Here is a 19,077-nt window from a genome sequence, read left to right on the forward strand (position 1 = left end):
TGACCAACGACCCGGGCACCGGCGTGATGCGCCACGCCGACGCCGGCTATCAGATCGCTATCGACTGCGCCAAGGAGCAGGGCCTGGACCTGCCGATGATCACGGGCTGATCGACGTTCTTTGGGTTGTCGCCGAATTACGTTGATACTGAAATAACAAGAAGGGGCCTGCGGGCCCCCTGCGAATTGGAGTAGCGAAGTGACCGAACTGACCCTCAAGCCCGGCACCCTGACCCTGGCGCAACTGCGCGCCATCCATGCAGCGCCGGTGCGCCTGCAACTGGACGCCAGCGCCGGCCAGGCCATCGACGCCAGCGTCGCCTGCGTCGAGCGCATCATCGCCGAGGACCGTACCGCCTACGGCATCAACACCGGTTTCGGCCTGCTGGCCTCGACCCGCATCGCCAGCCACGACCTGGAGAACCTGCAGCGTTCCCTGGTGCTGTCCCACGCCGCCGGCATCGGTGCCCCGCTGGACGACGACCTGGTGCGGCTGATCATGGTCCTGAAGATCAACAGCCTCAGCCGTGGTTTCTCCGGCATCCGTCGCAAGGTCATCGATGCGCTGATCGCCCTGGTCAACGCCGAGGTCTATCCGCACATCCCGCTCAAGGGCTCGGTTGGCGCCTCCGGCGACCTGGCGCCGCTGGCGCACATGTCGCTGGTCCTGCTCGGCGAAGGCAAGGCCCGCTACAAGGGCCAGTGGCTGCCGGCCAGCGAGGCCCTGGCGGTCGCCGGCCTGGAGCCGCTGACCCTGGCCGCCAAGGAGGGCCTGGCCCTGCTCAATGGCACCCAGGCGTCCACCGCCTACGCCCTGCGCGGCCTGTTCCAGGCCGAAGACCTGTTCGCCGCGGCCATTGCCTGCGGTGGCCTGACCGTGGAAGCGGCGCTCGGCTCGCGCTCGCCGTTCGATGCGCGCGTCCATGAAGTGCGCGGCCAGCGCGGCCAGATCGACACCGCCGCGTGTTTCCGCGACCTGTTGGGCGACAGCAGCGAAGTGTCCCGGTCCCACGAGAACTGCGGCAAGGTGCAGGACCCGTACTCCCTGCGCTGCCAGCCCCAGGTCATGGGCGCCTGCCTGACCCAGCTGCGCCAGGCTGCCGAAGTGCTGGCGATCGAGTCCAATGCGGTGTCGGACAACCCGCTGGTATTCGCCGCCGAAGGCGACGTGATCTCCGGTGGCAACTTCCACGCCGAACCGGTGGCCATGGCTGCCGACAACATCGCCCTGGCCATCGCCGAGATCGGTGCCCTGAGCGAGCGCCGCATTTCGCTGATGATGGACAAGCACATGTCCCAGTTGCCGCCGTTCCTGGTGGAAAACGGCGGGGTCAACTCCGGCTTCATGATCGCTCAGGTCACCGCTGCCGCCCTGGCCAGCGAGAACAAGGCCCTGTCGCACCCGCACAGCGTCGACAGCCTGCCGACCTCGGCCAACCAGGAAGACCACGTGTCCATGGCCCCGGCCGCCGGCAAGCGCCTGTGGGAGATGGCCGAGAACACCCGTGGCGTGCTCGCCATCGAATGGCTGGGTGCCTGCCAGGGCCTGGACCTGCGCGAAGGCCTGAAGACCTCGACCAAGCTGGAGCAGGCGCGCCAGGCCCTGCGCCGCGAAGTGCCGCACTATGACCGCGACCGTTTCTTCGCCCCGGACATCGAAGCGGCCGCCGCGCTGCTGGCCAAGGGCTGCCTGACCGGGTTGCTGCCCGCGGGCGTATTGCCGAGCCTCTAGCTCTGCGGTGCCTCATCGCCGGCAAGCCGGCTCCCACAGGGCTGGCGCCGCTCCCAAGGTCGGCGCGATACCTGTGGGCGCCGGCTTGCCGGCGATGGGGCGCGAAGCGGCCCCTTCGCTTCAGGACCAGAACAAGAATAAGGACGCGATATGCAACAAGAAGGTCTCAAGCGCGGGCTCAATGCCCGCCACATCCGCTTCATGGCCCTGGGGTCGGCCATCGGCACCGGGCTGTTCTACGGCTCCGCCTCGGCCATCCAGATGGCCGGCCCCGCCGTGCTGCTGGCCTACCTGATCGGTGGCGCGGCCGTGTTCATGGTCATGCGCGCCCTCGGTGAGATGGCCGTGCACAACCCGGTCTCCGGCTCCTTCGGTCAGTACGCCAGCACCTACCTGGGGCCCATGGCCGGGTTCGTCCTGGGCTGGACCTACGCTTTCGAGATGATCATCGTCTGCATCGCCGACGTCACCGCCTTCGGCATCTACATGGGCTTCTGGTTTCCCGAGGTGCCCCGCTGGATCTGGGTGCTGGGCATCGTCTTCCTGATCGGCGGGCTGAACCTGTGCAACGTCAAGGTGTTCGGCGAGATGGAGTTCTGGCTGTCGCTGCTCAAGGTCGGCGCCATCGTCGCGATGATCCTCGCCGGGTTGGGCATCATGGCCTTCGGCCTCGGCCAAGTGGGTGCCGACAACGCTATCGGCCTGAGTAACCTGGTGGCCCATGGCGGCTTCATGCCCAATGGCATCGCCGGCCTGGTCGCTTCCTTCGCCGTGGTCATGTTCGCCTTCGGCGGCATCGAGATCATCGGCATCACCGCCGGTGAGGCCAAGGACCCGCAGCGGGTCATCCCCAAGGCCATCAATGCCGTGCCGCTGCGTATCCTGCTGTTCTACATCCTCACCCTGTTCGTGCTGATGTGCCTGTACCCCTGGCCGCAGATCGGCAGCCAGGGCAGCCCGTTCGTGCAGATCTTCAGCCACCTGGGGATCGGCTCGGCGGCGGCCTTGCTGAACGTCGTGGTGATCTCGGCGGCGGTGTCGGCCATCAACAGCGACATCTTCGGCGCTGGCCGCATGATGTACGGCCTGGCCCAGCAAGGCCATGCGCCACGCGGTTTCGCCCAGGTCTCCCGGCATGGCGTGCCGTGGCTGACCGTGTTGGTCATGGGCGCGGCGCTGCTGCTGGGCGTGGTGCTCAACTACCTGATCCCGGAGAACGTGTTCCTGCTGATCGCCTCGATCGCCACCTTCGCGACCGTATGGGTATGGCTCATGATCCTGGTGACCCAAGTGGCCATGCGCCGCAGCATGAGCCGCGAGCAGGTGGCGCAGTTGAAGTTCCCGGTACCGTTCTGGCCGTACGGGCCGGCCATGGCCATCGTTTTCATGTTGTTCATCTTTGGCGTGCTCGGCTACTTCCCGGACACCCAGGCGGCGCTGATCGTCGGCGTGCTCTGGGTGGTGTTCCTGGTCGCCTCCTACCTGCTCTGGTGCAAGCCGCGGGCCGGGCAGGGCGAACCGGTGCGCGAGCCGGCCGAGCTGCACCGCTAGACACGGAGACCTTTTATGAGAACCCTCTGGCAGCATTGTCATGTGGCGACCCTGGCCCAGGGCCGCTACTCGATCATCGAGGACGCGGCGATCATCACCAGCGCTGGCCTGGTCGAGTGGATCGGCCCGCGCGACGATCGCCCTGTGGTCGAGGCCGACCGCACGGTGGACCTGGGCGGTGCCTGGGTCACCCCGGGGCTGATCGACTGCCACACCCACGCGGTGTTCGGCGGCAACCGCAGCGGTGAGTTCGAGCAGCGCCTGCAGGGTGTCAGCTACGCCGAGATCGCCGCCCAGGGCGGCGGCATCGCCAGCACCGTGCGGGCCACCCGCGCGGCCAGCGAGGACGAGCTGCTGGCCAGTGCCCGCCAGCGGGTCCAGGCGTTGATGCGCGATGGCGTCACGACGATCGAGGTCAAGTCCGGCTACGGCCTGGACCTGGCCAACGAGCGCAAGATGCTGAAGGTCGCCCGGCGCCTGGGCGAGGAGCTGCCGTTGACGGTGCGCAGCACCTGTCTGGCTGCCCATGCCCTGCCGCCGGAGTATGCCGGGCGGGCCGACGACTACATCGCGCATATCTGCGACGAGATGCTCCCGGCCCTGGCCGGGGAAGGACTGGTGGACGCGGTGGACGCCTTCTGCGAGCACCTGGCGTTCTCGCCGGCGCAGGTCGAGCGAGTGTTCATCAAGGCGCGGGAGCTGGGCCTGCCGGTCAAGCTGCACGCCGAGCAGTTGTCGTCGCTGCATGGCTCGAGCCTCGCGGCGCGCTACCAGGCGCTGTCGGCCGACCACCTGGAGTTCATGACCGAGGAGGATGCCATCGCCATGGCTGCGGCCGGCACCGTCGCCGTGCTGCTGCCCGGCGCCTTCTATTTCCTGCGCGAGACCCAGTTGCCGCCGATGGATGCCCTGCGTCGCCACGGCGTGAAGATCGCCCTGGCCAGCGACCTCAACCCCGGCACCTCGCCGGCCTTGTCGCTACGGCTGATGCTGAACATGGGCTGCACCTTGTTCCGCATGACCCCGGAGCAAGCCCTGGCCGGCGTCACCCTGCATGCCGCCATGGCACTGGGCCTGGGCGACAGCCATGGTTCGCTGGAGGTGGGCAAGGTGGCGGACTTCGTCGCCTGGCAGATCGAGCGCCCCGCCGACCTGGCCTACTGGCTCGGCGGTGACCTGCCCAAGCGCGTGGTGCGCCTGGGCCATGAGATATCCAATTGAGCGAGGCGACATGGACAAGGTACTGAGTTTTCACCAGGGCCAACTGCCGCTGCTGGTCAGCATGCCGCATGCCGGGCTCGACCTGACCCCTGCGGTGCGCGACGGCCTGGTCGAGCAGGCGCGCAGCCTGCCCGACACCGACTGGCACATCCCGCAGTTGTACGATTTCGCCCAGGAACTGGGGGCCAGCGTGGTGGCGGCGCACTATTCGCGTTTCGTCATCGACCTCAACCGCCCGGACGACGACAAGCCGCTGTACGCCGGTGCCACCACGGGCCTGTACCCGGCGACGCTGTTCGATGGCGAGCCGCTGTTCAAGGCAGGTCTCGAGCCGTCCGCCGACGAGCGCAAGGCCTACCTGGAACAGGTCTGGCGCCCCTACCACGACACCCTCCGCCGTGAGTTGGCACGCCTGCGCGAGATCCACGGCTATGCGCTGCTGTGGGACGCCCACTCGATTCGTTCGCACGTTCCCCACCTGTTCGACGGCAAGCTGCCGGACTTCAACCTCGGCACCTTCAACGGCGCCAGTTGCGACCCGGCCCTGGCCGAGCGCCTGCAAGCGGTCTGCGCCGAAGCGCCGGGCTACAGCCATGTGCTCAACGGGCGTTTCAAGGGCGGACACATCACCCGTCACTACGGCGACCCGGCCAACGACATCCACGCCGTGCAGTTGGAACTGGCGCAGAGCACCTACATGGAAGAGGTCGAGCCGTTCACCTACCGCCATGACCTGGCCCAGCCGACCCAGGTGGTGCTACGGCGGTTGCTGGAGACGGTGCTGGCCTGGGGCAGGGAGCGCTACGGGCGCTGATCTGTCGGTCCTTTTCGCGGGCTTGCCCGCGAAGGGGGCGGTGAGACCGGCGCAAAACCCTGCTGATTCACCACGACACATGCTCAAAGCGCAATTCAGGTTTATGATGCCCAACGGCAGACTAAATCCTCACACGGAGTGCGCAATGCAGACCTTGTACCCGCAGATCAAACCCTACGCCCGGCACGATCTGGCCGTGGAAGCGCCGCATGTGCTGTATGTCGACGAAAGCGGTTCGCCGGAGGGTCTGCCGGTGGTGTTCATCCACGGTGGCCCGGGCGCCGGCTGCGATGCCCAGAGCCGCTGCTACTTCGATCCCAACCTGTACCGCATCATCACCTTCGACCAGCGCGGCTGCGGACGCTCCAGCCCCCACGCCAGCCTGGAGAACAACACCACCTGGCACCTGGTCGAGGACCTGGAGCGTATCCGCAAGCACCTGGGGATCGACAAATGGGTGCTATTCGGCGGCTCCTGGGGCTCCACCCTCGCCCTGGCCTACGCCCAGACCCACCCCGAGCGGGTCCATGGCCTGATCCTGCGCGGCATCTTCCTGTGCCGTCCCCAGGAGATCCAGTGGTTCTACCAGGAAGGCGCCAGCCGCCTGTTCCCCGACTACTGGCAGGACTACATCGCACCGATCCCGGCGCACGAGCGCGACGACCTGGTCAAGGCCTTCCACAAGCGCCTCACCGGCAACGACCAGATCGCCCAGATGCACGCGGCCAAGGCCTGGTCGACCTGGGAAGGGCGCACTGCGACCTTGCGCCCCAACCCGCTGGTGGTCGATCGTTTCTCCGAGCCGCAGCGGGCGCTGTCGATCGCCCGTATCGAGTGCCACTACTTCATGAACAACGCGTTCCTGGAGCCAGACCAGCTGATCCGCGACATGCCGAAGATCGCCCACCTGCCGGCGGTGATCGTGCATGGCCGCTACGACGTGATCTGTCCGCTGGACAACGCCTGGGAGCTGCACCAGGCCTGGCCGAACAGCGAGCTGAAGGTGATCCGCGATGCCGGTCATGCCGCGTCCGAGCCGGGCATCACCGACGCCCTGGTACGTGCCGCCGACCAGATGGCCCGGCGCCTGCTCGACCTGCCCCTGGAAGAAGCATGAAAGGGCTGCTGCAACGTGTCCGCGGTGCGCGGGTCGAAGTGGCGGGGGAGGTGGTCGGTGCCATCGACCAGGGCCTGCTGGTGCTGGTGGCGGTCGAGCCCGAGGACACCCGCGAGCACGCCGACAAACTGCTGCACAAACTGCTCAACTACCGAGTATTCAGCGATGCCCAGGGCAAGATGAACCTGTCGCTCAAGGATATCGGCGGCGGCCTGCTGCTGGTGTCCCAGTTCACCCTGGCCGCCGACACCCGCAACGGCATGCGCCCGAGCTTTTCCACCGCCGCGCCACCGGCCCTCGGCGCCGAGCTGTTCGACTACCTGCTGGCGCAGGCCAAGGCGGCCCATGGCGATGTCGCCAGCGGTCGTTTCGGCGCTGACATGCAGGTGCATCTGGTCAATGATGGCCCTGTAACATTAATGTTGCAAATGTGAGCTTAAAGAACCCTGTGGCTACATGAATCCAGGGGGTTCATACGATAAATAGTGTGTTCAGCCTGATGCGTTGTAACGCGGCCTGCTGGATAATCGCGCGCTGCGAGAGCCCCGTTCGTGGGCTCGTTTCACCTTGACTCGAGCATTGTCTGGATCCGTTTGGGGAATCATTGCGCCCGTACGGGGTCCGAACAGTGCTCGCCAACCCGGCATTTGTCGCTGGCCGTTGGTTTCATGATCTGTTTTCGGCGAGGGTTGCTCGTGATTGTAAGTCCCTGTAATGCACCAAGAATTCCCGGCAATCGGCTGCGCAAGGCCCTGGCGGCTGGCGTGGCGCTGGTCGGCCTGATGAGCGCTGGCCAACTCTGGGCATTCAATCTTGACGATGTTGCAGCCAAGGCAAAGGATCTGGCCGGCCAGAAGTACGAAGCACCGAAGAGCAACCTGCCGGAGGTCTTCCGCGACATGAAGTTCGCGGACTACCAGAAGATCCGCTTCATCCAGGAAAAGGCCGAGTGGGCCAAGGACAAGACGCCGTTCAAGCTGTCCTTCTATCACCAGGGCATGCATTTCGACACGCCGGTGAAGATCAACGAAGTCACCGCCACCACGGTCCAGGAGATCAAGTACGACCCGAGCCGCTTCGAGTTCGGCGACGTCCCGCATGACCCGGAAACCACCAAGCACCTGGGCTATGCCGGTTTCCGCGTGCTCTACCCGATCAACAAGGCGGACAAGCAGGACGAGATCATGACCCTGCTCGGCGCCAGCTATTTCCGCGTGGTGGGCAAGGGCCACGTCTATGGCCTGTCGGCCCGTGGCCTGGCCATCGACACCGCATTGCCGTCGGGCGAGGAGTTCCCGCGCTTCACCGAGTTCTGGGTCGAGAAGCCCAAGCCCAACGACAAGCACCTGGTGATCTACGCGCTGCTCGATTCGCCGCGTTCCACCGGCGCGTACAAGCTGATCCTGCGCCCGGGCAGCGACACCATCGTCGACGTCAAGTCGCGCGTGTTCCTGCGTGAGCCTGTCAGCCGCCTGGGCGTCGCCCCGCTGACCAGCATGTTCCTGTTCGGCCCCAACCAGCCGTCGAAAGTCATGAACTACCGCCCGGCCCTGCACGACTCCGAAGGCCTGTCGATCCATGCCGGCAACGGCGAATGGTTGTGGCGCCCGCTGAACAACCCCAAGCACCTGGCCGTGAGCAGCTTCACCGTGGAGAACCCGCGTGGCTTCGGCCTGATGCAGCGCCAGCGTGACTTCAGCCACTACGAAGACCTCGACGACAACTACCAGAAGCGCCCGAGCGCCTGGATCGAGCCGCGTGGCGACTGGGGCAAGGGCACCGTCGACCTGGTCGAGATCCCCACCGCCGACGAGACCAACGACAACATCGTCGCCTTCTGGAGCCCGGAGAAGCTGCCTGAGCCGGGCAAGCCGTTCGAGTACGACTACCGCCTGCACTGGACCATCGACGAGGCCCGCTTCCAGGCACCGGACCTGGGGTCGGTCAAGCAGACCATGCGCTCTACCGGCGACGTCAAGCAGTCCAACCTGATCCGCCAGCCCGATGGCAGCGTGGCCTTCCTGGTCGACTTCCAGGGCCCGGCGCTGGCGGCCCTGGCGGAGGACACCGCGCTGCGCAGCCAGGTCAGCGTCGGCGACAACGCCGAGGTGGTGGAGAACAACCTGCGCTACAACCCCGAGACCAAGGGCTGGCGCCTGACCCTGCGGCTGAAGGTCAAGGACCCGGGCAAGTCCACCGAAATGCGTGCCGCGCTGGTGCGCGACGTGCCGGTCGAGGCGCCCAAGCCAGCCAAGGCCAGCAAGCCGGACAAGGCCGTCGCCAAGCCCGTCAAGGCCGAGAAGGCCCGCGAGGCTGAACAACCTGCCGCCGATGCGGCGCCCACCAACGGGGCCCCGGCCACCACCGAGAAGGTGCTGACCGAGACCTGGAGCTATCAGTTGCCTGCCGATGAGTAACTCAAGCGCAAGGCCAGAATCGCTTGGCGAATACCTGGCCCATCTCCCCCTGAGCGACGAGCAGCGCGCGGAACTCGCCAGCTGCGCCTCGTTCAGCGAGTTGCACCAACGCCTGGCGGCCCACCCGGCCGCCAGCCCCGACGAGGCCGTGCAGGCCTCGATCGGCCCACGCCTGACCGTGGGTAGCGCCGCCGAGCTGGAGGACGCCGAGATGCTCGGCGTCGATGGCAACGGCCGGCTGTGCCTGAAGATCGCACCGCCGATCAAGCGTACCCGGGTGCTTCCCGAGCCCTGGCGCACCAATATCCTGGTGCGCCTGTGGCGTCGCCTGACCGGCCGCAGCAACGCCCCGCAGCCGCCCAAGCGCGAACTGCCGCCTGCGCGCTGGCGCCGGGTCGGCTCGCTGCGCCGCTACATCCTGTTGCTGCTGATGATCGGCCAGACCCTGGTCGCCGGCTGGTACATGAAGGGTATCCTGCCGTACCAGGGCTGGTCGTTCGTCGACCTCGACGAGATCCTCGCCCAGTCGCTGTGGGACACCGTGGTGCAGGTCTGGCCCTATGCCTTGCAGACCTCCATCCTGATCCTCTTCGGCATCCTGTTCTGCTGGGTGTCGGCGGGCTTCTGGACCGCGCTGATGGGCTTTCTCGAGCTGCTCACCGGCCGCGACAAATACCGTATCTCCGGCAGCGGTGCCGGCAGCGAGCCGATCGCGGCGGATGCGCGTACGGCCATCGTCATGCCCATCTGCAACGAAGACGTGCCACGGGTCTTCGCCGGCCTGCGCGCGACCTTCGAGTCGGTGGCCGCCACCGGTGACCTGGATCGCTTCGACTTCTTCGTGCTCAGCGACACCAACGACACCGACATCGCTGTCGCCGAGCAGCAGGCCTGGCTGGAGGTGTGCCGCGAGGCCAAGGGCTTCGGCCGTATCTTCTATCGCCGCCGCCGTCGCCGGGTCAAGCGCAAGAGCGGCAACCTGGACGACTTCTGCCGGCGCTGGGGCGGCGAGTACAAGTACATGGTCGTGCTCGACGCCGACAGCGTGATGAGCGGCGAGTGCCTGACCAGCCTGGTGCGCCTGATGGAGGCCAACCCGGATGCGGGCATCATCCAGACCGCGCCCAAGGCCTCGGGCATGGACACCCTCTATGCGCGCATCCAGCAGTTCGCCACCCGCGTCTACGGCCCGCTGTTCACCGCTGGCCTGCACTTCTGGCAGTTGGGCGAGTCGCACTACTGGGGCCACAACGCGATCATCCGCATGAAGCCGTTCATCGAGCACTGTGCCCTGGCACCCCTGCCGGGCAAGGGTGCCTTCGCCGGGGCGATCCTGTCCCACGACTTCGTCGAGGCCGCGCTGATGCGCCGTGCCGGCTGGGGCGTATGGATCGCCTACGACCTGCCGGGCAGCTACGAGGAGCTGCCGCCGAACCTGCTCGACGAGCTCAAGCGCGACCGCCGCTGGTGCCATGGCAACCTGATGAACTTCCGCCTGTTCCTGGTCAAGGGCATGCACCCGGTGCACCGCGCGGTGTTCCTCACCGGGGTGATGTCGTACCTGTCGGCACCGCTGTGGTTCTTCTTCCTGGTGCTGTCGACCGCACTGCTGGCGACCAACACGCTGATGGAGCCGCAATACTTCATCGAGCCGTTCCAGCTCTACCCGCTGTGGCCGCAGTGGCACCCGGAGAAGGCCATCGCCCTGTTCTCCACCACTATCGTGCTGCTGTTCCTGCCCAAGCTGCTCAGCGTCATCCTGATCTGGGCCAAGGGCGCCACCGAGTTCGGCGGGCGCATCAAGGTCACCTTGTCGATGCTGGCCGAGATGCTGTTCTCCATGTTGCTGGCGCCGGTACGGATGATCTTCCACACCCGTTTCGTCCTGGCGGCGTTCCTCGGTTGGGCGGCGACCTGGAACTCGCCGCAGCGTGACGACGACTCCACCCCTTGGAGCGAGGCGGTACGCCGCCACGGCCCGCAGACGTTGCTGGGCATCGCCTGGGCGGCGCTGGTGGCCTGGCTCAACCCGAGCTTCCTGTGGTGGCTGGCGCCGATCGTCGGCTCCCTGGTGCTGTCGATCCCGGTCTCGGTGATTTCCAGCCGCGTGCGCTTGGGCCTTAGCGCCAAGGACGAGAAGCTGTTCCTCATCCCCGAGGAGTACGCCACGCCGCAGGAGCTGCTGGCCACCGACCAGTACACCCACGAGAACCGCTGGCACGCCCTGCACGACGGTTTCGTCCGGGCCGTGGTCGACCCACGGCAGAACGCCCTGGCCTGCGCCATGGGCACCGCCCGCCACGGCCAGGCCGCACCGATCGAGGCGCTGCGTGCCGAGCGCATCGCCAAGGCGCTGGAGGCCGGCCCCGACGGGCTGGACGGCAACACCCGCCTGGCATTGCTGAGCGACCCGGTGGCCCTCTCGCGCCTGCACGAGCGGGTTTGGGCCGAGCACAACGCGGCGTGGATCGATGTCTGGCGCAGCTCCATCGCCAACGATCCGCACTCGCCATTGCTGCCATTGCATCCTGAGAACGAGGTAAGGCCTTCGCTGGTGGGGGCCTGATAGTCGCCGGGGCCGCTTTGCGGCCCAATCGCCGGCAAGCCGGCTCCCACAGTCCTCGTTGCTCTTTCGGCCGCTGTTCTGCGCGACAGCGCCGTCCAACGGGCTGGGTGATCCTCCACAGGTTCACCACTGCCCTTGGGCCTGGTGGAGTACCGGTGGAGGCCGGCTTGCCGGCGATTAGGGCTCCCCAATATGCGTGCCTGTATGGATTTTGGCCAACAAAGTCCCCCTCGGCTCTAGGTCCCAGGGCCACCATGCGTTAGCATCCGTCTCCGATATTCCGCTGCGGCCGGTACGGCCGTACCAACAATAAAATTCGCAATTTCTTTGCTAGGGGACCTGGTGATGATGAAGAAATACCTGTCGCGACTGCTGGTGGGTGTCACCGCGCTGGTCGCGGTCTCGGCCGCCCAAGCGGGCGCCATCGACGATGCGGTCAAGCGTGGCAGCCTGCGGGTCGGCATGGACCCGACCTACATGCCGTTCCAGATGACCAACAAGCGCGGCGAGATCATCGGTTTCGAGGTCGATATCCTCAAGGCCATGGCCAAGTCCATGGGCGTCAAGCTGGAGACCGTTTCCACCGCCTATGACGGCATCATCCCGGCCCTGCTGACCAACAAGTTCGACATGATCGGCAGCGGCATGACCCTGACCCAGGAGCGCAACCTGCGCCTGAACTTCAGCGAGCCCTTCATCGTCGTCGGCCAGACCCTGCTGATCCGTAAGGAACTGGCGGGCGAGATCAAGTCGTACAAGGACCTGAACAACGAGAAGTACCGCATCACCTCCAAGCTCGGCACCACCGGCGAGATGGTGGCCAAGAAGCTGATCAGCAAGGCCAAGTACCACGGCTACGACAACGAGCAGGAAGCGGTGATGGACGTGGTCAACGGCAAGGCCGATGCCTTCGTCTACGACGCGCCGTACAACGTGGTCGCGGTGGAGAAGGCCGGTGCCGGCAAGCTGCTGTTCCTGGACGAGCCCTTCACCTACGAGCCGCTGGCGTTCGGCCTGAAGAAGGGCGACTACGACAGCCTCAACTTCATCAACAACTTCCTGCACCAGATCAAGCATGACGGGACCTACGATCGTATCCACGACAAGTGGTTCAAGAACAAGGACTGGCTGAAGGAAATGGAATAAGCAGCTTCAAGCCGCAAGCTGCAGGCGGCAAGAAGAAGCGGATCGGTGCACGGCCCGCTTTTTCTTGCCGCTTGTAGCTTGCGGCTTGCCGCTTAATGGGAAGTATCCACGTGATCAAACACAAGAAAGCCCAGTGGCCCTGGCATGCACTGACCGCCCTGGTCCTGGTGGGCTTGGCGTTCAGCCTGTACCTGGCCACTTCGATGATCTCCTACGAGTGGCGGTGGAACCGCGTACCGCAGTACTTCGTCTACAAGGCCGAGGAAGCGCAGCGTGCCGCTGGCTACGGTACCGTGCAGGACATCGTCGTTTCCGGTGACAGCGCACGTGTCACGCTGAAGGACGAAAACGGCGACGAGCAGGTGCTCGATGTGGCCACGGACAGCTTGCAACTGAGCCGCGGCGACGATGTCTCCGAGGGTGACCAGGTTGGCGTGACCCGCCACTGGGCCGCCGGCCCGCTGGCCTGGGGGCTGTGGACCACGCTGTGGATCTCGGTGGTCTCCGGCGCCCTGGGCCTGGTGATCGGCCTGTTCGCAGGCCTGTGCCGGCTGTCGAACAACCCGACCCTGCGTGACCTGTCCACGGTGTATGTCGAACTGGTGCGCGGCACGCCGCTGCTGGTGCAGATCTTCATCTTCTACTTCTTCATCGGCACCGTGCTCAACCTGTCCCGCGAGTTCGCCGGGGTGGCGGCGCTGGCGCTGTTCACCGGCGCCTACGTGGCCGAGATCGTCCGCGCCGGCGTGCAGTCGATCGCCAAGGGCCAGAACGAGGCGGCCCGCTCGCTGGGCCTGAACGCCGGCCAGTCGATGCGCCACGTGATCCTGCCCCAGGCCTTCAAGCGCGTGCTGCCGCCGTTGGCCGGGCAGTTCATCAGCCTGGTCAAGGACACCTCGCTGGTGTCGGTGATCGCCATCACCGAGCTGACCAAGAGCGGTCGCGAGGCCATCACCACGTCGTTCTCGACCTTCGAGATCTGGTTCTGCGTGGCAGGTCTGTACCTGCTGATCAACCTGCCGCTGTCGCACCTCGCCAGCCGGCTCGAGCGGAGGCTTGCGCAAAGTGATTGAAGTCCGTGACCTGGTAAAAGTCTTCGACACCCGTGGCCAGGTGGTGCGCGCGGTGGACAACGTCACCACCTGCGTGGCCAAGGGCGAGGTGGTGGTGGTGCTCGGCCCTTCGGGTTCGGGTAAGTCGACCTTCCTGCGCTGCCTCAATGGCCTGGAGCACTTCGACGAGGGCCATGTGTCCATCGACGGCCTGCCGCTGGACGACCCGAAGACCGACATCAACGCCTATCGCCGCGAAGTCGGCATGGTGTTCCAGCATTTCAACCTGTTCCCGCACATGACCGTGCTGGAGAACCTGTGCCTGGCGCAGAAGGTGGTGCGCAAGCGCAGCAAGGCCGAGCGCGAGGCCAAGGCCAAGGCTCTGCTGGAAAAGGTGGGTATCGGCCAGAAGGCCAACGAGTATCCATCGCGCCTCTCTGGCGGCCAGCAGCAGCGAGTGGCTATCGCCCGTGCCCTGGCGATGGACCCGAAGGTCATGCTGTTCGACGAGCCCACCTCGGCGCTCGACCCGGAAATGGTCGGCGAGGTGCTGGATGTCATGAAGACCCTGGCCCAGGAAGGCATGACCATGGTCTGCGTGACCCACGAGATGGGTTTTGCCCGTGAGGTGGCCGACCGCGTGCTGTTCTTCGACCATGGCAAGCTGCTGGAGGACTCCCCACCCCAGCAATTCTTCGCCGCCCCGAAGGACCTACGCGCCCAGGCCTTCCTGCGCCAGGTCCTCTGACTACCCCGGGCTGCAAGCTACAAGCTGCAAGAACAAGCCGAACGAGGATGGAACTGCCATCACCGCTCTGCTCTTTCTTGCAGCTTGTAGCTATCAGAGCCGGAAACGCCCCACCAGCCCCTGCAGGTGAGTGCCCAGGCGGGCCAATTCGACGCTGGAGCTGGCGGTCTCTTCGCTGGCGGCCGAGGTCTGGTCGGAGATATCCCGTACGTTCATCACGCTGCGGTTGATCTCCTCGGCCACGGCGCTTTGCTGCTCCGCTGCCGTGGCGATCTGCTGGTTCATCGCCTGGATCGACGACACGGTGCGGGTGATGGTCTCCAGCGAGCCACCCGCGCGGCGGGTCAGGTCGACGCTGCTGTCGGTCAGTGCCCGGCTGTTGTCCATGACGCTGGCGACATGCTGGGTGCCGTTCTGCAGGCCGGCGATCAACTCCTCGATTTCCTCGGTCGACTGCTGGGTGCGCTGGGCCAGGCTGCGCACTTCGTCGGCGACCACGGCGAAGCCGCGGCCAGCCTCGCCGGCCCGGGCCGCCTCGATGGCGGCGTTGAGGGCCAGCAGGTTGGTCTGCTGGGCCACCGCCTTGATCACGTCGAGCACGCTGCCGATCTTGTCGCTCTCGGCCTTGAGCTGGTTCATGGCCTCGCTGGAGTTGACCACCTCGCCGGCCAGGCGCTCGATCTGGGCGATGGCCTCGGCGACCACCCGGTCGCCTTCCCGCGCCTGCTGGTCGGCCATCACCGCCGCTTCCGAGGCCTGCTCGGCGTTGCGCGCCACCTCGTGGACGGTGGCGGCCATCTGGTTCATGGCGGTGGCCACCTGGTCGGTCTCGACCTTCTGGTTGTTGACCCCGGCGCTGGTCTGCTCGGTGACTGCGGAAAGCTCCTCGGCAGCGCTGGCGATCTGCGTGACGCCGTCGCTGATGCCACCGATCAGCTCGCGCAGGCCTTGGGTCATGCGCTGCATGCTGGCCTGCAGCTGGCCCAGCTCGTCGCGGCGCGCCACCAGCAGGTCCTGGCTCAGGTCGCCGTTGGCCACGCGCTCGGCGGCTGCCAGGGTCTGGCGCAGCGGTACGATGATCTGCCGGGTGATGGCCCAGGCCGCCAACACCCCCAGCAGTACCGCCAGGGCCGTGGCGCCGGCCAGGGTGCGCTTGGCCTGGCGGGTGCCCTGATCGCGCACTTCGGTTTGCGAAACGGTCATGGCCTGGCTGGTGTCCAGCAACACCGTGCCCTCCTCGGCCATGCGCTGCAGGGCCTGCTCGCTGGCGGCCTGGGCATTGCCGACCTGGACCACCGCATCGCGGTAGGCGGCCAGGGCGCTGGCGGCTTCCTGCAGGCTGCTGGCATGCTCGCCAGCCACCTTGTCGGGCAGCGCCTTGAGCACAGGCATGGCCTGGTCGATGGCCTCGAGCGCGGTCTGCTGGAATTGTGCCCGGCCACTGTAGGTGTAGCCGCGTACCTGGAAGCGCGCCTGTTGGAGCTGCGCGGCGACCTTCACGGCTTCATGGTATTGGCTGATATCGCCGGTCTGCAGCAGGCGCTGCTGGACCTTGTCGATCAGCTCGGCCGCCCGGTCGGCGCTGTCGCCCAGCACGTCGCGGCTGGCATTGCGGCGCTGGTCGGCCTGCCTGAACTCGGAGAAGGCCTGGCGATACTGGCGCACGGCCTCCCGCTGCTGCTGCAGGCGCTGCTGATCGGCGGGGTGCTCGATCTGCCCCAGCATGGCTTGCACCTGCTGCTCGAGGCGATCGAGGATCTTCTCCAGCTCTGTCGCGGACGCCGGGTCGCGGTTGCGATCGTACTGCTGCCGGGCAATGCGCAGCTCCTGGGTGCTCTCGTGGATCAGCGAGATGTTGCCCAGCTTGTCGCCACGGTCGATGACGCTGTCCAGGCCAAGCCAACCCGTCAGGGTAATGGCCAGGGTCAGCATCAGCACCAGCCCGAAGCCGAGGCCCAATTTGCGATTGACACTCATATTTCCCAGGAACTGGGCAAACCCACCATGCATGTTCGACTCCCCGGCAACTCGGCAGCAACTGTTGTTGTATTGCATAGACCATCGGCCTGTAGCGAGGAAACTTAATGGGCGATTGGTCTGATGAGAGTGTCAGAAAATTCGCGAAAGCAGGGCGGTCACGGCGGTTTCCACACGCAGGATGCGATCACCGAGTTGCACCGGCGACAGGCCGGCCTTGCCCAGCAGATCGACTTCATAGGGGATCCAGCCGCCCTCGGGGCCGATGGCCAAGGTCACTGGCCCTTCCACGGCACGTGGGCAGGCCGGGTAGGGGCCAGGGTGGCCGACCAGGCCAAGGGTGCCGGCGGCGATGGATGGCAGGCGGTCCTCGACGAACGGCTTGAAGCGCTTCTCGACGATGACCTCGGGCAGCACCGTGTCGCGGGCCTGTTCCAGGCCGAGGATGAGGTTTTCGCGGATCGCCGCGGGGGCGAGGAAGGGCGTCTGCCAGAAGCTCTTTTCCACCTTGTAGCTGTTGACCAGGATCAGCCGTGGCACGCCCAGGGTGGCGACGGTCTGGAACAGGCGGCGCAGCATTTTCGGGCGCGGCACGGCCAGGACCAGGGTCAGGGGCAGCTTGGCGGGCGGTGGCTGGTCGCAGACGACCTGCAGCTCGGCCTCGTGGCCCTCCAGGCGCAGCACCGTGGCCTTGCCCATCGGCCCGTCGATGCGCCCGACACGCAGGGTATCGCCCACCGCGACCCGGTGGATTTCCTGCATGTGAGTGAAGCGGCGGTCGGCCAGGATCACACGGTCGGCCGCGACGAAGTCGGCTTCCTCGAGTAGCAGCAGGTTCACGGCTGGGTCGCTGGTGGTTGGTCGTTGGGGTCGTCCGATGCCGTTTCAGGCGCCCGGCTGCGCTTGCGGATCAGGCTGCCGAACAGTATCCCGATCTCGAACAGCATCCACATGGGCACGGCCAGCAGGGTCTGGGAGAAGATGTCCGGTGGGGTCAGGACCATGCCGACGACGAAACAGCCGATGATCACGTAGGGGCGGATTTTCTTCAGGTACTGCACCTCGACCACGCCGATCCATACCAGCAGCACCACCGCCACCGGGATCTCGAAGGCGACGCCGAAGGCGAAGAACAGCGTCATGACGAAGTCCAGGTAGCTGGAGATGTCCGTCATCATCGCCACGCCTTCAGGCGTGGCACTGGCGAAGAAACCGAAGATCAGTGGGAATACCAGGAAATAGGCGAAGGCCATGCCGGCGTAGAACAGGAGGATGCTCGACACCAGCAGCGGAATGGCGATGCGTTTCTCGTGGCGATACAGCCCCGGCGCGATGAAGCCCCAGATCTGCTGGAGGATGAACGGGATGGCCAGGAACAGCGAGACGATCATGGTCAGCTTGAACGGCGTCAGGAACGGCGAGGCCACGTCGGTGGCGATCATCGTCGCATTGGCCGGCAGGTGCGCGCGCAGCGGCGCCGAGACCAGGGTGTAGATCTGCTGGGCGAAGGCGAACAGCCCAGCGAAGATCAGGAACACGGCGGCAACGCAGCGCAGCAGGCGGGTGCGCAGTTCGGTCAGGTGCGAGACCAGCGGCATCGGCTGGTCGGTTTCCGGTCTATCGCTCATGGGGCTCGTGGCGGTTGGGGCGGCTCAGGGGGCGCGGTCGGGGCCGCGGGCGTGCGGGTGTCGGGGGCGGCCTGGGTGTCGCCGCTTGCCGGAGGGCTGGCCGGTTGCGCGGGCGGCGTTTGCGGGTCGAGGATGCGCCGGGCTTCCTGTTCCATCGACAGGATGTGCTCGTTGTGCAACTGGCGGCGGATCTCGTCGGCACCGATCTCACGCTCGACTTCCATCTTGATGCTGTTGAAGCTGCGCTTGAGCCGGCCGATCCACAGGCCTGCAGTGCGTGCGGCGCCAGGCAGGCGCTCGGGGCCGAGCACCAGCAGGGCGACTAGGCCGACGAGCAGCAACTCGCCGAAGCTGATGCCGAACATGAGTCAGTCTTTCCGCTGCGGTTCTTGGGCCGGCTGGGCCTGGCCTTCGATGGTGTGCGGCGGGTTCAGCGGCGCGCTGTTTTGCTGCTGCGCCTGTTGGGTGGGCTGCACGGGGGGCGGAGCCTGCTCGGCCGGCTTGTGCTCTTCTTCGTTCATGGCCTTGCGAAAGCCCTTGATCGACTCACCCAGGTCGCTGCCGAGGTTCTTCAGTTTCTTGGTGCCGAACACCAGGACCACGACGATCAGCAGGACAACCCAGTGTTTCCAGTCAAAGATACCCATTTCGTACTCCTGAAAAATGTCGGTGGACCTTCGGGGCTGCTCCCACGAGGCCCTCTGTACGACGCAGCCCCCTGTAGGAGTGGCCTTGCGTCGTGAAGGGGGCGTTCAACACCCCCAGGATACCGTCAGGCAGAAGGCTGGCGCGCGGCCTTTTCATCATGCCCGGAAAGCCCGAAGCGACGTTCCAGTTCGTCGAGCACTGCCTGTGGATGCTGCCCCAGCGCACTGAGCATGACCAGGCTATGGAACCACAGGTCGGCGGTTTCATAGATGACATCGCTGCAATCCTTGCTGACGGCGGCGTCCTTGGCGGCGATGATGGTCTCGACGGACTCTTCGCCGAGCTTCTCCAGGATCTTGTTCAGCCCCTTGTGGTACAGGCTGGCCACATAGGAGCTGTCGGGCGCCGCTTGCTTGCGCTCTTCCAATACCTCGGCGAGGCGGTTGAGGGTGTCGCTCATG

The 19,077-nt window shown here is 66.0% G+C and carries 18 protein-coding genes and 1 pseudogene; 12 read left to right on the plus strand and 7 right to left on the minus strand.

Annotated features, from left to right (window positions below; genetic code table 11):
* The 12 genes from ABFA30_RS14045 to ABFA30_RS14100 form a co-directional block, all read left to right on the plus strand.
* Window positions 1-110, plus strand: a 110-nt coding sequence (locus ABFA30_RS14045; RefSeq protein ID WP_253081636.1) for a hypothetical protein, incomplete at its 5' end; no start/stop codon positions are given.
* An 88-nt stretch (window positions 111-198) separates the two neighbouring features.
* The gene (gene hutH, locus ABFA30_RS14050; RefSeq protein WP_225790883.1) at window positions 199-1,731 is read left to right on the plus strand and encodes a histidine ammonia-lyase; all 1,533 of its coding nucleotides are present in this window, start codon (window positions 199-201) and stop codon (window positions 1,729-1,731) included.
* Window positions 1,732-1,881: 150 nt separating this feature from the next.
* Complete coding sequence (locus ABFA30_RS14055) at window positions 1,882-3,282, plus strand: amino acid permease (protein WP_225790884.1); 1,401 nt, start codon at window positions 1,882-1,884, stop codon at window positions 3,280-3,282.
* 15 nt (window positions 3,283-3,297) lie between these two features.
* Entirely contained in the window at window positions 3,298-4,503 is a 1,206-nt protein-coding gene (gene hutI, locus ABFA30_RS14060) for an imidazolonepropionase (RefSeq protein WP_225790885.1), read from the plus strand.
* Between the two features lie 10 nt (window positions 4,504-4,513).
* Window positions 4,514-5,317 (plus strand): N-formylglutamate deformylase, encoded by an 804-nt coding sequence (gene hutG, locus ABFA30_RS14065; protein WP_225790886.1) that lies wholly within the window; start codon window positions 4,514-4,516, stop codon window positions 5,315-5,317.
* A gap of 145 nt (window positions 5,318-5,462) precedes the next feature.
* Window positions 5,463-6,434, plus strand: coding sequence for a prolyl aminopeptidase (gene pip / locus ABFA30_RS14070; RefSeq protein WP_225790887.1), 972 nt, complete (start codon window positions 5,463-5,465; stop codon window positions 6,432-6,434).
* Window positions 6,431-6,868, plus strand: coding sequence for a D-aminoacyl-tRNA deacylase (gene dtd / locus ABFA30_RS14075; RefSeq protein ID WP_225790888.1), 438 nt, complete (start codon window positions 6,431-6,433; stop codon window positions 6,866-6,868). The genes pip and dtd overlap by 4 nt, the downstream gene beginning before the upstream one ends.
* A gap of 261 nt (window positions 6,869-7,129) precedes the next feature.
* The gene (locus tag ABFA30_RS14080) at window positions 7,130-8,851 is read left to right on the plus strand and encodes a glucan biosynthesis protein (RefSeq protein WP_317246589.1); all 1,722 of its coding nucleotides are present in this window, start codon (window positions 7,130-7,132) and stop codon (window positions 8,849-8,851) included.
* Window positions 8,844-11,417, plus strand: coding sequence for a glucans biosynthesis glucosyltransferase MdoH (mdoH, locus tag ABFA30_RS14085; protein WP_225790890.1), 2,574 nt, complete (start codon window positions 8,844-8,846; stop codon window positions 11,415-11,417). The genes ABFA30_RS14080 and mdoH overlap by 8 nt, the downstream gene beginning before the upstream one ends.
* Window positions 11,418-11,765: 348 nt before the next feature.
* The gene (locus ABFA30_RS14090; RefSeq protein ID WP_225790896.1) at window positions 11,766-12,563 is read left to right on the plus strand and encodes a transporter substrate-binding domain-containing protein; all 798 of its coding nucleotides are present in this window, start codon (window positions 11,766-11,768) and stop codon (window positions 12,561-12,563) included.
* Between the two features lie 95 nt (window positions 12,564-12,658).
* Window positions 12,659-13,636, plus strand: coding sequence for an amino acid ABC transporter permease (locus ABFA30_RS14095; protein WP_410045584.1), 978 nt, complete (start codon window positions 12,659-12,661; stop codon window positions 13,634-13,636).
* Window positions 13,629-14,363 carry an amino acid ABC transporter ATP-binding protein gene (locus tag ABFA30_RS14100; RefSeq protein ID WP_225790897.1) on the plus strand — a complete coding sequence of 245 codons (735 nt, stop codon included), beginning with the start codon at window positions 13,629-13,631 and terminating at the stop codon, window positions 14,361-14,363. Before ABFA30_RS14095 ends, ABFA30_RS14100 begins: the two co-directional genes overlap by 8 nt.
* A gap of 93 nt (window positions 14,364-14,456) precedes the next feature.
* Here ABFA30_RS14100 and ABFA30_RS14105 read toward each other — a convergent pair whose 3' ends face one another.
* The 7 genes and pseudogenes from ABFA30_RS14105 to ABFA30_RS14135 all read right to left on the minus strand — a co-directional run bounded on the left by ABFA30_RS14105 (window position 14,457) and on the right by ABFA30_RS14135 (window position 19,076).
* Window positions 14,457-15,329, minus strand: coding sequence for a methyl-accepting chemotaxis protein (locus ABFA30_RS14105; RefSeq protein ID WP_410046044.1), 873 nt, complete (start codon window positions 15,327-15,329; stop codon window positions 14,457-14,459).
* A 30-nt stretch (window positions 15,330-15,359) separates the two neighbouring features.
* Window positions 15,360-16,418: pseudogene (locus ABFA30_RS14110) on the minus strand (methyl-accepting chemotaxis protein); the annotation flags it as partial.
* A gap of 54 nt (window positions 16,419-16,472) precedes the next feature.
* Window positions 16,473-17,180, minus strand: coding sequence for a 16S rRNA (uracil(1498)-N(3))-methyltransferase (locus ABFA30_RS14115; RefSeq protein ID WP_225790893.1), 708 nt, complete (start codon window positions 17,178-17,180; stop codon window positions 16,473-16,475).
* The gene (gene tatC, locus ABFA30_RS14120) at window positions 17,177-17,968 is read right to left on the minus strand and encodes a twin-arginine translocase subunit TatC (RefSeq protein WP_253081633.1); all 792 of its coding nucleotides are present in this window, start codon (window positions 17,966-17,968) and stop codon (window positions 17,177-17,179) included. The genes ABFA30_RS14115 and tatC overlap by 4 nt, the downstream gene beginning before the upstream one ends.
* Entirely contained in the window at window positions 17,965-18,333 is a 369-nt protein-coding gene (tatB, locus tag ABFA30_RS14125; RefSeq protein ID WP_253090946.1) for a Sec-independent protein translocase protein TatB, read from the minus strand. The genes tatC and tatB overlap by 4 nt, the downstream gene beginning before the upstream one ends.
* 3 nt (window positions 18,334-18,336) lie before the next feature.
* Window positions 18,337-18,615, minus strand: coding sequence for a twin-arginine translocase TatA/TatE family subunit (locus tag ABFA30_RS14130; protein WP_225788828.1), 279 nt, complete (start codon window positions 18,613-18,615; stop codon window positions 18,337-18,339).
* A 125-nt stretch (window positions 18,616-18,740) separates the two neighbouring features.
* Window positions 18,741-19,076 carry a phosphoribosyl-ATP diphosphatase gene (locus ABFA30_RS14135; RefSeq protein ID WP_225788829.1) on the minus strand — a complete coding sequence of 112 codons (336 nt, stop codon included), beginning with the start codon at window positions 19,074-19,076 and terminating at the stop codon, window positions 18,741-18,743.
* Window position 19,077: the final 1 nt, after the last annotated feature.

The sequence above is a fragment of the Pseudomonas sp. HLMP genome, assembly GCF_046365545.1.
Lineage (GTDB): Bacteria > Pseudomonadota > Gammaproteobacteria > Pseudomonadales > Pseudomonadaceae > Aquipseudomonas > Aquipseudomonas guariconensis_B.